This is a genomic window from Comamonas sp. 7D-2 (genome assembly GCF_022749555.1).
GTDB lineage: Bacteria > Pseudomonadota > Gammaproteobacteria > Burkholderiales > Burkholderiaceae_C > Comamonas > Comamonas thiooxydans.
In genome coordinates, this window is the sequence record NZ_CP094238.1 from 4,156,913 (window position 1) to 4,171,675 (window position 14,763).

The window sequence follows — 14,763 nt, forward strand, 5'->3', positions numbered from 1 at the left end:
AGACAGCTCAAGCAGATCAGGCGCGCAAATCACCGCCAACCTTCGACCGGCTTGTATGACGCGCACCTACCAAGTGTGTGCATAGCTGACTCGCAACACAGTGCCCGCTGCAGGGAGGCGGCTGGTGTTGTTGTTATTGCGAAGCAGCTGGCTGTATAGCGGGAAGTAGTTGCGGTTGAGCAAGTTTTCCACACCGAGCGATACGCGGTTCTTGGAGTCGATTTTCCATTGGCTGATCAAGTCCACTGTGGTGTAGCCCCTGGTGTCGTGGCGCCCAAAGCTGGTCTTGCCATCCAGGCGGTAATCCTTGGAGGCATATGCGCTTGCCTGGATGCGGTGGCTCCAGCTGGCATTGGGACGATATTCCACATAGGCAGTCAGTTTGAGGGGCGGAATACGATAGCCCGTCATGCCCTGATAAAGGCTTGAGCCCTGCGGAAGTTCACGACCTTTCATCCAGGTAAAGCTCCCACCGCTGCTCCAGCGGTCATCATCGCTGAAGTAATCGAGGCCGCCTTCGATCCCCCTGATTTTTTCTTTGGTTCGCAGCAGCGTGAGTCCGTTGTTGAAGCTCTGCACGGCACCGAGGTCGGAGCTCGATTGAAAGGCTCCCAGGTTGGCAATGACGTTGGAAAACTTGCCGCGCCAACCGACTTCCACGGTATCTGTTTTGACGGCCTGCAGGTTGGAGTTGCCGATGTTGAAGCCCGCTGTGGCATTACGTACCACGACCCCGATATCCGGTAGCTCAAAGCCCTGGCTGTAGGACGTATAGAACTCGTGCCCCTTGATAGGCGCAAAAACCGTGCCCAGGTTGTAAGACCATGAGCCATATTTAACGGTACCGCCAGAGACGGACTGGGGACTGGGCAATTTCGATTGCGACAAAGGGGTAAAGTCGTTGAAGCTGGCCTGAGCTCGGTCGTAGCGCGCTCCGCCTTCCACAGACCACTGATCGTTGAATTTGTGTTGCAGCTGGGCAAAAGCGCCAATGCTTCGGGTCGTGACCTGAGGCATATAGATCAGGCGGCCAATCTTGTTGAACACCAGACCTCCACTGGCGTCATAGGCCTTGGGATCAAAGATATCGATCGGCATGTCGGTGCGCTCGTGATTGAAGTCCGCCCCCCAGATCAGCAAAGTGTTCTTCTCTTGTCCGAGAGGTGTTTTGATGGTCAGGCGACCACCGAACACATCGGAGTTCTGCAAGGACTGATCGACGTTGGCGCCTCGCACAGGAACGGCTCGTGCATCGAAGGGCGCAAAGCGCGTATAAAAATCCCGGTAATAGAGTTGAGCCGCCACGGCGCTGCCTGCGAGATCGCGGTTCTCATAGTCAAGACCCAGCATGGTGTTCTTGATCTGGTTTTGATCTGCAAGTACCAAGCCCTTGATAGGCCTGGCGGCTGCCGTACCTGCGGGCAAGCGGGCCACTGACGGATCGGATGCATAGTCAGTGTCCTGGCTGGCGTTGTAGTGGCTCGCGGAGAATTGAAACCGTTGATTTGCGTCCAGCTTGAAGCCGATCTTGGCCGACACGTTGTAGATATTGGAGTCGAACAAGTCTCCCTGGCTGGGCTCTGGTGCAATGCGGCGCCCCTTGGCGTCGAATGAGCCTCCGACATGCTTTGCGCCCAGGCTGACGGAATAGTCGACCACATCGCCGCCGCCAGAAAGATAGTGCTGGACTTCGGCTCCAAGCCCGGCGCCTCTGAGTTTGGACAGCGGTGCAGATCCCGTCACGATGGTCTCTGCTTTGGTCTCACCCGAGGGGCGTTTGGTACGCACAGAGATGATGCCGCCTGCTGCGCCGCTGCCGTAGATGGCACTGCTGCCGCGAAGCACCTCGATCTGTTCGATGTCTGCAGGATTGATGTTGGCGAGGTTTCTGGATGAGTCGCGATTGGTGTTCAGTGGAACCCCGTCCACAAGGATCAGCATGTTCCGGCCGCGCAGAGTCTGCCCATAGTCGGTGATTGTGTGGCTGGAATCGGCCATCCCTGGGACGACTTTGCTGAGCATGGTTGCCAGACTGTCGGAGCCTTGCCGAAGTTGCTGAACTTCTTCAGCTTCGAGAATACTGACCTGCCTAGACGGCGCAACGAGATTATTCTGGGTACGGGCCGTCACCGTAACGGCAGCAAGCTCCGGAGAGCCTTGGCCATTGGCGGGCACGGAAGCACTGCTCTTTTGTTCGATGGATGCCTTGGTGGTCCCCGGGACTTCCAGTGCATAGTTGCCTTCACTTAGACGACGTGCACTCAGCCCCGAACTTTCCAGCAAATGTGCAAAACCGCTATCGACGGTGTGGAAACCAGACAGGCCAGGAGTACGCTTGTCCTTGAGCTTGCTCAGATCCATGCTGAGATTGATGCCCGCCTGAGCTGCAAAGTCCATCAGCGCGGGGCCAATTGGGCCAGCGGCCACCTGATAGGACTTCTGCGCAGGACTGGTAACCGGATCTGCAGCAAAAGCCTCTGGCATGTGCAAACCGATAGCGGCTGCGCCGACGATGGCAACAAAAATTCCTCTGACTGCCGTTGCGACTGGGCGCAGTCGCATCGCATTGGCGTTCCTGTTGGGTTTTCGGACGTAATTTTCGGGCATCTGCTCAATCCTCTTGGCTGTCAATAAACGGGTCTTGATGCACTTGACAGGCGAGATTGAAAAACAGGACAGCGATTTAAAAGAGTCATTGCTGCGACCTGAATTTCCGAGGGCAGCATGCGAGAACCTGATCCCGGGAAACTTCAGGAACGCGTGATACTTATCCAGTAACGGGTGCGTTGCTGCCTATGGATTGGCAGGGTCCGAGCCAGCAGCTCGAGAATACGATCTGTGTCGCGCAAATGGAATGTGCCGGACACAAGCAGCTCAGCAGCACTTGAATCGCAGCGCAGGATTCCTTCGCGATAGCGCTGCAACTCCTCCAGGAAGTCAGCCAAGCGCATATTCTCGGCATACAGCACACCCCGAGTCCAGGCATCGGCGTGGGATGGCAGCGAGGTGAAGGCCCCCACCTTGTGAGCATCGAAGTTCACTTGCTCGCCAGCCTGCACGACAAGCGATTGCCTGGAATGCGCAGGCATTACCTGCACCGCGCCTTGCAGCACCGACAGCGTCGTGCTCCGTGCATGCTTTCGAACGATGAATTTGGTGCCCAGTGCCTGCAGCCGCCCATCGGCAGTCTGGACAACAAAGGGCAAGGTCTTGTGTTCGCTCAGGTGTGCGGTTTCCACCAGAATCTCACCAGCAAGATGCTGGATCAGACGTTCTTTGCCATCGAACTGAACGCTTATTGCGGAAGCCGTATTCAACAGCACCTGACTGTTGTCAGCCAATGTCAGTTCGCGTCTTTCGCCTGTTGCTGTTCTGAAGTCTGCATTCCAGATGTGCCATGGCAGATAGCGGTAGGAGAACCAGCCAAGCATTGGAGTTGCCAGAGCGAGTGCCGATGCACGCAGAATCTGCCGGCGATTTCCCGCCGCACGTGGACGATCCAGAACGGCCATGCCGACTGCCGAGGGAACACTATCCATTCGGAATTTCAGTTGCTCTATGCGTTGCCAGACTTCCTCGTGGGTTGCACTGAGGCTGCGCCATCGAGCAAGCTCGGCCTGCTCTGCCTCGCTGAAATCCGATGCATGCCGACGAGCCAGCCATTGAGCGGCCTCATCGAGAATGCTTGCATCGATTGCACTCATTTCAGGCGTCCAGCATCACGCGCAGGCATTGTCGGAAGCCTTGCGCCATATAGCGGGTGACCGTACGCACGCTTACTTGCATCTGCGTGGCGATCTCCTCATAAGCAAGCCCTTCGAGCTGCGAAAGCAGGAATGCGGTGCGAACTTTCGTTGGAAGCTCTCCCAGCAATGCATCCAGCTCCTCCAGGGTCTCCAGCAAGATGGCTCGGGCCTCTGCGGAGAGCGCGGTGGCTTCAGGCAATAGCTGCAAGGAGGCAAGATATGCCTGTTCGAGCGAGCGGCGTTCCAGGTGATTGATCATCAATCGCCTGGCGACGATTGTCAGATAAGCCCTGGGCTCTCTGATGTCTTCGATTGCTTGCGTTCTGGCAGTTGTCCAAATGCGCGTGAATGTGTCCTGCGCAATGTCTGCCGCATCACAACGATTACCAAGCTTGCGCTGCAGCCAGGAGATCAGCCAGCGGTTGTGCAGTGTGTACATGCTGCCAAGTGCTTCACTGGCGATGCTGTTGGCGTGGGTAGGCACCGAAGTCTCTCGTGCATTGGAAATGCAACGATTTTACATAAATGATACCCATTCTCACCTATGCAAAAGCCCCACAGCCCTCCGCCAAGCCAGACCCGGTCCGGCCAAGAGTCATAGCAGCCGCGCAGATGCATCAACTGCGCGGCCGTCGTCAAAGGATCTCGGATCCGTACCTGCTCTGAATTAGCAAGAGCGTCATCCACCTGAAGACCAGAGGCCTGGCTGCAAACTCCAGCAACCCCTCCAGCCCAGCTCCTGCACACCCGCGTCAGAAGTCAACCGTTGCCGACAGCGCCAGCGTGCGTGGCGCCCCCAGTGCCAAGCTGGACAGCAGTGGCATGCCCCAATAGGCCTTGTTGGAAACGTTCAGCAGCGTCGCGCGAAACGTGACTGGGTTGCCGGCGACCTTGGTTGCATAGCGTGCACCGAGGTCGTAGGTCACACGACCTGCCGCCCAAAGGCTGTTGTCCGCACTGATATATTGCTTGGACACCGCCGTGGCATTACCCGTAACAGTCAGCCCGGCAATGGCAGGAACATCCCATTCAGCACCCAATTTTCCTTGCAGCTTGGGTACACCCGTGGCGACTTTGCCCTGATTGACGCCGCCTGCGGTCTGCGTCAGCTTGGGCGCGGTGTAGGCAATCCCGCCCATCAGGCGTACGCCACGCAGCGGCGATCCCCAGAAGCCCCATTCAATGCCGCGATTGCGCTGCTCGCCGCCGAACGAGAAGATATTGGTGACCGGGTCCGTATAGCTGCTGGGGCGTGTGATCTCGAACAGACTGAGCGTGTGCGCGAATTCCCCAAGATCAAGTTTGACACCCACTTCTTTCTGCTTGGTCTTGTAAGGCGCAAATACTTCGCCCGCATTCGCCGCGGTCATTGGTGCGGTTGCGCCCTGGCTCAGGCCTTCAATGTAATTGGCATAGGCCGAAACATGTTCTGTCGCCCTGAACAGCAATGCTGCAGCAGGCGATGTGGCGCTTTGGTCATATCGCGAAGTGCGCGCCCCCGTGGTGATACTGAAGGCGTCGCTGACCACTTGCTGGCGGCGCACACCCAGGGTGAGTTGCACACGATCTTCGGCAAATGACATGGTGTCCGCCAGGCCATAGCTGCTCAGGCGCACCTCGGTGTGCGAGATGTGCGGCGCAACAAAGGGCGCTTCCGGTCCCCAGACCGGGTTGTAGAGGTTGGTAGTCCAGTCTGCACCCGGCACGCTGCGGCGACCATAGTCGTCCTGCTTGTGAGCATAGTGCGTTGCATTGAGCGCCCATTGATGCTTGATGGCTCCGGTTTGGAGCCTTCCCTTGAGACCAATTTCAGCCGAACGCTTTTTCTGCTCGAAGGCCAGTTGTCCCATGGCGGTCTTGAAATCGCCCGCAGCGTTGAGCACCTGAGCCGACATCGCGCCGTTGTATTCATAGTCGGTTTTGCTGACGCCGAAGGCCGCGTAGGCCATTACCTGATCGTTCACATCGAATTCACCGCGCACCATCGCTGCCTTGTCCTGGTTGTGCACATGCGACCAGTTGGGGTTCAGCAAGGTCTCAGGCTTGGGCGGCCTGGGAATGGCCACACCCGGAGCCAGACTGATGCCTCGCGTCACGCCGTTCACGCGGTCATCGCTGGTGTAGAAGTCGGCGGAGATCCGGGCTCGATCGCCACGCCAGTCAAGGCCCAGTGATGCAAGCCTGGATTTCTTGTCCTGCTGGTTTACCGCCCCTTCACCTCCACGGTAAACACCATTGAAGCGGATGCCGAACTGCTTGTCTGCGCCAAATCTGCGTCCCAGATCAATATGGCCGCCAAACTGCGAATCCAACATATAGGTGGTAGTCAGCCGCGTGATGGGATCGCTGGCAGCGCGTTTGGGAACCAGGTTGACGGCCCCCCCTACTGATCCTCCAGGGGGCATGCCATTGAGCAATGCGGACGGTCCTTTGAGGACTTCGATGCGCTCGAACATCTCCGGCGTGGTGCGGTAGTAAGGAGCCATGCCGTAGAGACCGCCCAGCGTCATGTCCGAGCTGCTCGAAGAGAAACCGCGAATCGAGTAGTTCTCGCTCCATGACGCGGCAACCCCATTGCTGAACACCGTGGGATCGGTGGCAGAGATCACATCGGTAATGGTCTGTGCCTGACGATCCTGCGTGAACTTTTCCGTATAGCTGATGGTGTTGAAGGGCGTCTCCATGAAGTCCTTGTCTCCCAACAGGCCGACACGACCGCCGGAATTGACCTGCCCCCCCGCATAGGGAGCGGTGACGGGAGCGACTTTTTCTTGCACGGTGACTTGTGGCAGAGTGGCCTCGGCCTCGCTGGTTGGCACTTGGGCGTGCGCCGCTCCCGCCAGCTGACTGCCCATGGCCAGTCCCAGCAGCACATAGGGGCACATCACGCTACGCCGGCGCGCAAATGGAGGAGTCTTCAGAGAGTTTTGTGAAATGAGACCTGGGTTCTTGGGCATACCCGATTCCTGTCGATACATGCATGACGTTTTTGCACCGCATGCTTAATAGAACTGCTGGCTGGGTATGGACCTGGCTATGACAAATAAAGAAGCAATCAGCGCGAATAGCCCTTGAGCACATCGCTAAACAACAGCTTCAGTGAGCTTGGGCTGGCACCTGTGGTGTACCAGGCATCTGCATCGACAAACACCACGTGCCCGTTCTTCCAGGCCTTGGTCTGGCGCAGCAAGGGATTGGCAATGCCATCGGCATTGATGACGGGGCGGCGCTCCATCACCGCAGTGCGATCCACCACATAAAGGATCTCTGGATCCGCCTGCTGGATGAATTCGCTGGAGATGGGTTGCCCATGCAGACTGGTTTCCAGCGCAGAGCTTGCGGGCTTCACGCCCAGCGCGCTGAACACAAAGCCGTAACGCGATTGCAGGCCGAAGGAGCTGAAAGCTCCGTTGTTGTGCAACACGATCATGGCCCGCTCCAGCCGACCTTGCGTGATGCGCCGCACCTGTTGAACCTGTGCATCCAGCTCTGCAGCCTTGGCGCTGGCAAGCCCTTCCTTGTTGAATATGCGGCCCAGGGTCAGCAGATGGTTCTTGACGACTTCGATATGTCCCTTCTCGCTGTTCTTGAAGTCCACCTCGTAGTACAAGGCGGGGGCAATTTCAGCCAGCTCCTCGTATTTGCCGGCCTGCAGCGATGTCATCAGGATGAGATCCGGCCTCAGCGCGTGCACACGCTCCAGATTGGGCTGTACGATGGCGCCGAGATCCTGCACCTTGGCGTCGCCCTTGTACTTGGCTAGGAAATGGGGAACGTAGTCCTTCACCATTCCCGCAACGGGCACGCCAAGCTGATCGAGGAAGTCCACCTCGTTCATCTCCAGTGCCGCCACACGCTGCGGCAGACGCTTGATGAGCGTGGTGCCCAGTTTGTGACGGATGGAAACAGGCTCATAGGCGTGAGCCATGCCGGGCGCGAAGGACAAAACCGCCACGCCGCCAACAGAGAGCAGGATTTGCCTGCGCAACGAATTCATGAGTGATCTTCCCTGGATGTGAAGTAATTGCAGAAACAGCCACGCTGGTTGCGCGTGATCTCGAAATCCAGCTCGTACAGATCGGCCATGCGCGTCTCGGTCACCACGTCCTGAGCCGGGCCGTGAAAGCGCAGTGCTCCGTTCTTGAGCGCGACTATGTGGTCCGAGTAATTGACCGCAAAGTTGATGTCATGAATCACCAAAATCACGGTGCGGCCCTGCTCGTCGCAGAGGCGACGCAGTGCGCGCATGATCTGTACGGCGTGCCTCATGTCGAGGTTGTTGAGTGGCTCGTCAAGCAGCAGCACATCTGTCTGCTGCGCAATCGTCATTGCGAGAAATGCCATCTGCCGCTGACCGCCGCTGATCTCATCGATGAAAGCGTGACGCAGCGGCTCCAAAGACAGAAAGGCGATTGCCTCATCCATGGCTTGGCGGTCGTGAACCGTCAGCGCGCCACGGCTATGCGGGAAACGTCCAAAAGCGACCAGCTCTTCCACCGTCAGGCGCATATTGAAGCCGGGGGCCTGACGCAGCGTGGCAACATGCCGTGCGTATTCGGCAACGGGAATTCGGCTGACGTCACGTGCCCGCCACTGAATCGCACCGCTGCTGGGCTCCAGCAAGCGCGCCATCAGCATGAGCAGCGTGGACTTGCCCGCACCATTGGGTCCGATCAGCGATGTGACGCGTTGAGCAGGAAACTCCACGCTCACGTCTGACAACACCGTCCTGCCGCCATATTGCTTGGAAAGATGGTTGACACCCATCATGCTGCACCCCGTTTGCGCACAATCAGTGCCAGGAAATACACACCGCACACCAGATTCACCAGGATGCTGACGGTGGTCTTGTAGTTGAAAACATGCTCAACCAGCAGTTGAGCTGCAAGAAAAACGGCAATGGCAACCGCACACCCCAGCGGCAGCGTGACGCGGTGGCGTGCATGCGGCACCAGGGCGTAGACGATGTTGGCCACAAAGATGCCCATGAAGGCTGTAGGTCCCACAAGGCTGGTGGACAGCGCCACCAAAATGGCGATCAGCGCCAGGTAGAGCTGCAAATACCGGCCATGCGACACGCCCAGAGAAATGGCCTGCTCACGCCCCAGAGCCAGCACATCCAGCACCGCCAGCGTCTTGCGGACCGCGGCACAGGCGAGCGCTACCGCAATGGCGGCATAGAGCAAAGTCTGCGGCTTGGCACGATTGAAGGATGTGTAGCTCACGCCCTGAAACACTGCAAACTCGCCGGGGCTGATGCGCAGTTGCACAAACTGGGTGAACGTGCCGATCACCATGGTCAGCACCAGACCGAGCAGCAGCAGCACATAGACATCATTGCGGCCGCGGCGCAACAGCCACCATTGAAGTGCCCATGAATAGGTCAGCATCAACAGCACGGAGACGAGGAAATTCCCGTGTACGCCAAGCATGCTCAAGCCATGTGTACCCAGCAGGAACAGCAGCATGGCCTGCCACAGCAGATACACGGCCTCGTAACCCATGATGGACGGCGTCAGAATGCGGTTGTTCACCAGCGCCTGAAACACTATGGCCGACACTGCCACGCAGATGCCGCCGATGACAATCGACGCAAGGCGTACAAGGCGCTTGGGGATCACATAATCCGTATCCAGTCCGGAGCCCAGCAGCACAAAAGCAAGCGCCAGGAGTGCAATCGACAGCGCGGCGAACCAGCAGGTCTTGGTCAACGACATGCGCATCAGCGAAGTCCCCGCACAATCAGCACCAGGAACATCACACCGCCCACCGCACCGGCAGTAAGGCCGATAGGCACCTCGAACGGGTACATCACCAGGCGGCCTGCAATGTCGCAGGCCAGCAGCAGGGATGCACCTCCCAAAGCCACCAGTGGCAATGTGCGTCGCAAGTTCTCACCACAGCGCATGGCAACCAGCTGGGGCACTACAAGGCCCACAAAAGGAATCGCCCCCACGGCAATCACCGTGGCAGAAATCGTCAATGCCACCAGCACCAAACCGATGATGGCCGTGGCTGCATAACCCAGGCCCAGACTCGTGGCGATGTCTTCGCCCATGCCCAGCACAGTGAAGCGGTGCGCATACAGATAGGCCAGCATCACTACCGGAAAAATAATGTAGAGAATCTCGTAATGGCCTTGCACCACGCGGGAAAAGTCACCCAGCAACCAGCCCTGCATGCTTTGCAGAATGTTGTGGCTGTATGCATAGAACTCGGCAATCGAGGTGAGCACGCTGCCGTACATCAGACCGACGACGGGCACCAGCACCAGATTGCGAAACTGGATACGTCGAATCACGGCAATGAACAGCAGACTTGCCATCAGGCAGAACACCAGCGCAAACAGCATCCGGCTCAGGGTTCCCGCAGCAGGCATCACGGTCAGCGCCACCAAGATACCGAGCTTGGCCGCATCCAGCCCCCCTGTGGTGCCCGGCTCCACAAACTTGTTGCGCACGATGTGCTGCAGGATCACGCCGCACACCGACAGACCCGCCCCCGTAAGCACCAGCGCCGCCAAACGCGGCAAGCGGCTTGCAGTCAGGGTGAGCCAGGCATCGCCGGAGAATGAAAGCACGTCCGACCACACCATCTGCCGCGCCCCCAGCAGCACGGACACCACGCACAGCACAGCAAACACCAGCAACCAACGCTTGCGCATCACACGGAATCCCCAGACATTTGCACTGCGTCCATGCGCCAGCCTTTGGCAGCGCGGCTCTGCGCAAGCAATTGGGCATAGCGACCCTGCCTTGCCTTTAACTGCGCAGGTGATCCGCTCTCTACCACGCCGCCGCCTTCCAGCACCACAATCTGATCGGCCATGGCAATGGTGGAGAGCTGGTGCGCGATCACGATGAGCGTGCGCTGCCCCTTCAGCCGTGCAAGTGTTTGAGCGATGATGGACTGGTTCTCTGCGTCCAGCGCAGCAGTGGCTTCATCCACCAGCAGGATGGGGGACTCCTTGATCAAGGCCCGGGCAATCGCTATGCGCTGGCGTTCCCCTCCGGAAAGACGTGCGCCGTTTTCGCCCACCATTGTCAGCACCCCGTCTGGCAATCGCGCAATGACTTCATCAAGCCCGGCCTGATGCGCAGCTTGCAGAACTTGCGCATCGCTGGCGTCCGATTTGCCAATGCGGATGTTGTCGGCAATGCTGCCGCAAAGCAGATAGCTATCCTGAAAGATCTGGCTGATTTGCCCGGCCAGTTGCGCATCGCCAATGTCACGGACATCCACGCCTGCGATCAAGACCTCGCCCTGCGTGGCATCGAAGAAACGGGCGATCAGTCGCATCACCGTGGACTTGCCGGAACCAGATGCCCCTATCAGCGCCGTCATGCTGCGCGGCGGCACATGTAGGCTCACACCGTGCAGCACTTCCTCTGCAGACCCGGGATATTGAAACCGCACATCACGCAACTCCACGCAAGAATCGCCAACAAGTGTTGCCTGCTTCGGTTGCGGCAGCGGCTGCACGGCAAATAGCTCCTGTACTGCTTGCAGCTGCGAGCCTGCACTCCTAAGCACTTCCGCGTAGCCGGCGATTTCCTGCAAGGGCTCGATAAAACGCACCACAAGCAGTAACGCAACCGTCAAGGCAATGATTTGCGCTGTGGACAAAGAGCCACCGGATGCTGCGTTCAAACCGGATATCGCGACCACCAGCAGCACGGCAAAGATCAGCTGCACGGTCCATACACAGAATACGGAGGACAGCGATGACAACACCACCAGCCGCAGTCCGGATTGACGTTGCTCGTTGATGGCCTGCTCCAGAAAGCGTGTGCTGCGGCCATCGCCGCTGAACGCGCGCAGCACGGATTGGGCCTGCGCAAACTCCACCACACGCTGGCTGGCTTGGGCAAAGTCACGCTGAAAAGCTGCATTGGCGCGCGCCGACATCGACGAGGTCAATGCGAACGATCCTGCAAGCAATGGCAGCGCAATCAGCGCAGTGAGCCCCAGGACCGGACTCACAACCAGAAGTGCCACCAACACGATCACGGCCGTGGCCGCACCACTGATGAGTGGAGTGAAAACATGCGCCGGCAATTGCGCAATGCTCATCATCCCCTGCGTCACCACATGACCGATGCGCGCGGTATTTTTCGGCGTATACCAGCCGATGGGCAGACTCGCCATATGAAGGCCCAGGCGATGCCGTCCGCCTTGCAGAAGCGCCACGCCGACACGGATGCCCGCCTGCTCCACGACACGTCTGGCAATCCATGACAGCAGCACACCCAGCAGCAGCACGCATAGCCAGCCCATGGCTGCACGCCAGTCACCTTGCAACCAATGCGTCAGCAACGGTTGCAGCACTGCCATCGTCAGACCGCACAGCACACCGTAGGCAACAGCCATCCATGTGTAGCGGTGCAGCAGGCGTGCATCATCACCCAGCAACTTCAAAAAGGTCTTCAGCATGGCAGCTCACTCTTTGGCATCGGGCTGGCATAAGCACCAAGCTGCCACAGCCGCGCATAGAGACCGTCTTCAGCCATCAGTTGCGCATGTCTGCCTTGCTCGGCAATCTCTCCATCGCGCAGCACCAGAATGCGATCCGCATGCACGATGGTGTCGAGCCGGTGTGCAATCACCAGCAAGGTGCGCCCACGTGCAAAGCGAGAAAGTGCGTCCTGAATGAAGGCTTCGCTTTCCACATCTGCAGATGCGGTAGCTTCATCCAGCACGAGAATGGGCGGATTCAGCAGCACTGCCCGGGCAATGCTCAGGCGCTGGCGCTCCCCACCGGAGAGCTGCGCATCCTCGCCAACCACGGAGTCGTAGCCACGCGGCAACGCCAGAATGCGATCGTGGATGTGGGCTGCGCGGGCTGCTGCCTCGATTTCCTCCATAGTGGCCGATGGACGGGCCAGCGCAATGTTCTCGCGCACACTGGCGTGAATCAGCTGCACTTCCTGCAGCACAAAGCCAATGCGTTGATACAGGGTTGTGCTGGTGATCTGCCGTAAATCGACTCCACCCAGAGTGATGCGCCCCTGTGCGGGATCGAAAAACCGCAACAGCAAACGTGCCAGCGTGGATTTTCCTGAACCCGAAGGGCCGACCACGGCCGTGACGGTGCCGGGATGCATGTCGAAGCTGATGCCGGACAGCACCTGATGCTCTGCCGCATACGCATAACCCACCTGCTCGAAACGCACGGCATTGCCTTCAGGATGCGATGGCTGCCCCGGCGCCGGTTGCGGCAGCACCGGAGTGTCCAGCAATGCCAGCACGCGCTGGGCCGCACCGGTTGCACCCTGCAGGTCATGCAGCAAGGTATGCAAAAGCAAAAGCGGCGCACAAATACCGGGCGCGACGAGTGCGAACGGCAATACATCAAGAGGCTGCATCCAGCCCATGGCCACAAACGCAGCGCCAGAAGCCAGCACCACACCGAGCACGGTCACAGGCGCAATCAATGCATGCGCACGAGCCATGGAGATCACCAGCGGGCGAGTGAAATCCGTAAAGGCACTGGCAAATCCATCCACGGCATCTCTGTAACCTGCGTGGACCAGGCTCGCTCCACCAAAGGCCTTGATGACCGGAATCCCGCCCGCGAACTCCACCGTAGCGCTGTTGATCCGCCCCAGTCGTGCAACGAACTCCTGCATGTGCGCATTGCTGGCTTTCATTGCGCGCTTGAGAAAAACGAAGAATCCGGGAAATGGCAGCAGCGCAAAGATCGCCATGCGCCAATCCAGCACAAACAGATAAATCACTGCAATCACGATCGCCCCGGCCGCACGCCCCACGGCGGTATAGAAATGCGCAGTCAGACTGTGCAGCGTCGCGATATCGTCCTGCAGCGCCTGCTTGACCTCCCCTGAGGCGCGGGCAGTAAACCAGCCCAAAGGCACTTGCGACAGCCGCTTGATTACAGCAAGGCGCAGATCGTAAGTGAGGCGGTTGTCTGCCAGGTGCGCGATCAGCTCGGCGACGATCACCAAACCCATGCCTACGAACATGCACAGCACTCCGACAGCGATGCTGACCCATATGCCCCCCAAGTCATCGAGCAAGGCTTGCTTGACGATATGCGCGATGACCGCCAGTGGCACCAGCGTGAACATGGTGCCAACCGCAGCGCTCAGGCCAGCAAGCATCAAGCGCCCGCGAACAGGCGCGAATATCCGGGCGATCGGCTGCGCGGGTCTGGCAGCAACTGCAAGCGATTCAGAGGTAGACATTCGATATGGAAGAAGGCCATCTCTCACAAAGATGCGAACGAGAAGCTTTACGATAATTAGTTGCATGATGATAAACTAATTCAAAACGATTCAAGCAATAGGTCTACGACGAGTGATGTGAATCACCGACAATCTCGCCCAGAGACTGAGAACCAGCGTATGCCCCACACACCCAAGCCCTCGACTCGTGGGAGACCACGCTCCATCACCAGAGAGAAAATTGCAGACGCCGGAATTTCCATCGGCCTTCCTGGCATTACGTTCGTCGGCGTTGCCGCTGCACTGGGCGTCAGCCACATGGCGCTCTACAAGCATGTGCCAAGCCTGGAAGCACTCAAACACCTGATTGCAGAGGAAATCTTCAAGCGCTGGGAGTTGCCGCAGGCAACAAGCCCTCAGCAGATCGGGCTGGAGGAATACCTTATGGGGTTCACTGCGTCCACACGACAGTTCGTAAAAGCGCACCCCGGCGTCACTCCCTTCGTGATTCGCCGCCTGGCGGCCACACCGGCCATGCTGGAGAAGATCAGCGCCCATCAGGCCCATATTGCACAGGCCTACGGCATCACCAAGGAACAATCACGCTGGCTGCTCTCCACCGTGACCTTCTTTTGCATCTCTGCGGCCGACACGGTGTATGCCGCAGCCCGCCTGGAGCCGCTTGACGAAGCGGACGGGCAACTGCAAGAGGCAGAGATGGAGGCAGAATTGCTTGAGGGAACCCATGCCTTGATAGCAGGAGCCCTGGGGCTACTCGAAAGCAGGCGAGACCCCAAGATCGGCGCTCGCATCAACAAGTAATTCAAGTCCTG

At 58.6% G+C, this 14,763-nt stretch carries 11 protein-coding genes; 1 reads left to right on the plus strand and 10 read right to left on the minus strand.

Translation table 11 applies throughout. The features are described 5' to 3' along the window. Positions 1 to 66: 66 nt before the first annotated feature. The 10 genes from MPZ60_RS19045 to MPZ60_RS19090 all read right to left on the minus strand — a co-directional run bounded on the left by MPZ60_RS19045 (position 67) and on the right by MPZ60_RS19090 (position 13,867). Entirely contained in the window at positions 67 to 2,484 is a 2,418-nt protein-coding gene (locus MPZ60_RS19045; protein ID WP_242607031.1) for a TonB-dependent receptor, read from the minus strand. Between the two features lie 266 nt (positions 2,485 to 2,750). Next, on the minus strand, positions 2,751 to 3,704 hold the full coding sequence (locus MPZ60_RS19050) for a FecR domain-containing protein (protein ID WP_034353660.1): 954 nt from the start codon (positions 3,702 to 3,704) through the stop codon (positions 2,751 to 2,753). Position 3,705: 1 nt separating this feature from the next. Then, the gene (locus MPZ60_RS19055) at positions 3,706 to 4,185 is read right to left on the minus strand and encodes a sigma-70 family RNA polymerase sigma factor (protein ID WP_034353742.1); all 480 of its coding nucleotides are present in this window, start codon (positions 4,183 to 4,185) and stop codon (positions 3,706 to 3,708) included. 313 nt (positions 4,186 to 4,498) lie between these two features. Continuing rightward, positions 4,499 to 6,703, minus strand: a complete 2,205-nt coding sequence (locus MPZ60_RS19060) for a TonB-dependent siderophore receptor (RefSeq protein ID WP_034353664.1) — start codon at positions 6,701 to 6,703, stop codon at positions 4,499 to 4,501. 98 nt (positions 6,704 to 6,801) lie between these two features. Then, a complete protein-coding gene (locus tag MPZ60_RS19065) occupies positions 6,802 to 7,743 on the minus strand; it encodes a siderophore ABC transporter substrate-binding protein (protein WP_034353666.1) in 942 nt (313 codons plus the stop codon). After that, a complete protein-coding gene (locus tag MPZ60_RS19070) occupies positions 7,740 to 8,516 on the minus strand; it encodes an ABC transporter ATP-binding protein (RefSeq protein WP_034353669.1) in 777 nt (258 codons plus the stop codon). The genes MPZ60_RS19065 and MPZ60_RS19070 overlap by 4 nt, the downstream gene beginning before the upstream one ends. After that, positions 8,513 to 9,469, minus strand: a complete 957-nt coding sequence (locus tag MPZ60_RS19075) for an iron chelate uptake ABC transporter family permease subunit (protein WP_034353670.1) — start codon at positions 9,467 to 9,469, stop codon at positions 8,513 to 8,515. Before MPZ60_RS19075 ends, MPZ60_RS19070 begins: the two co-directional genes overlap by 4 nt. Further along, positions 9,469 to 10,410, minus strand: coding sequence for an ABC transporter permease (locus tag MPZ60_RS19080; RefSeq protein ID WP_034353672.1), 942 nt, complete (start codon positions 10,408 to 10,410; stop codon positions 9,469 to 9,471). The genes MPZ60_RS19075 and MPZ60_RS19080 overlap by 1 nt, the downstream gene beginning before the upstream one ends. Then, positions 10,410 to 12,179 (minus strand): ABC transporter ATP-binding protein, encoded by a 1,770-nt coding sequence (locus tag MPZ60_RS19085; protein WP_034353674.1) that lies wholly within the window; start codon positions 12,177 to 12,179, stop codon positions 10,410 to 10,412. Before MPZ60_RS19085 ends, MPZ60_RS19080 begins: the two co-directional genes overlap by 1 nt. After that, positions 12,173 to 13,867 (minus strand): ABC transporter ATP-binding protein, encoded by a 1,695-nt coding sequence (locus tag MPZ60_RS19090; protein WP_370688566.1) that lies wholly within the window; start codon positions 13,865 to 13,867, stop codon positions 12,173 to 12,175. The genes MPZ60_RS19085 and MPZ60_RS19090 overlap by 7 nt, the downstream gene beginning before the upstream one ends. Before the next feature lie 243 nt (positions 13,868 to 14,110). Between MPZ60_RS19090 and MPZ60_RS19095 the strand changes: the two genes are divergently transcribed. Continuing rightward, the gene (locus tag MPZ60_RS19095) at positions 14,111 to 14,752 is read left to right on the plus strand and encodes a TetR/AcrR family transcriptional regulator (RefSeq protein ID WP_034353682.1); all 642 of its coding nucleotides are present in this window, start codon (positions 14,111 to 14,113) and stop codon (positions 14,750 to 14,752) included. Positions 14,753 to 14,763: the final 11 nt, after the last annotated feature.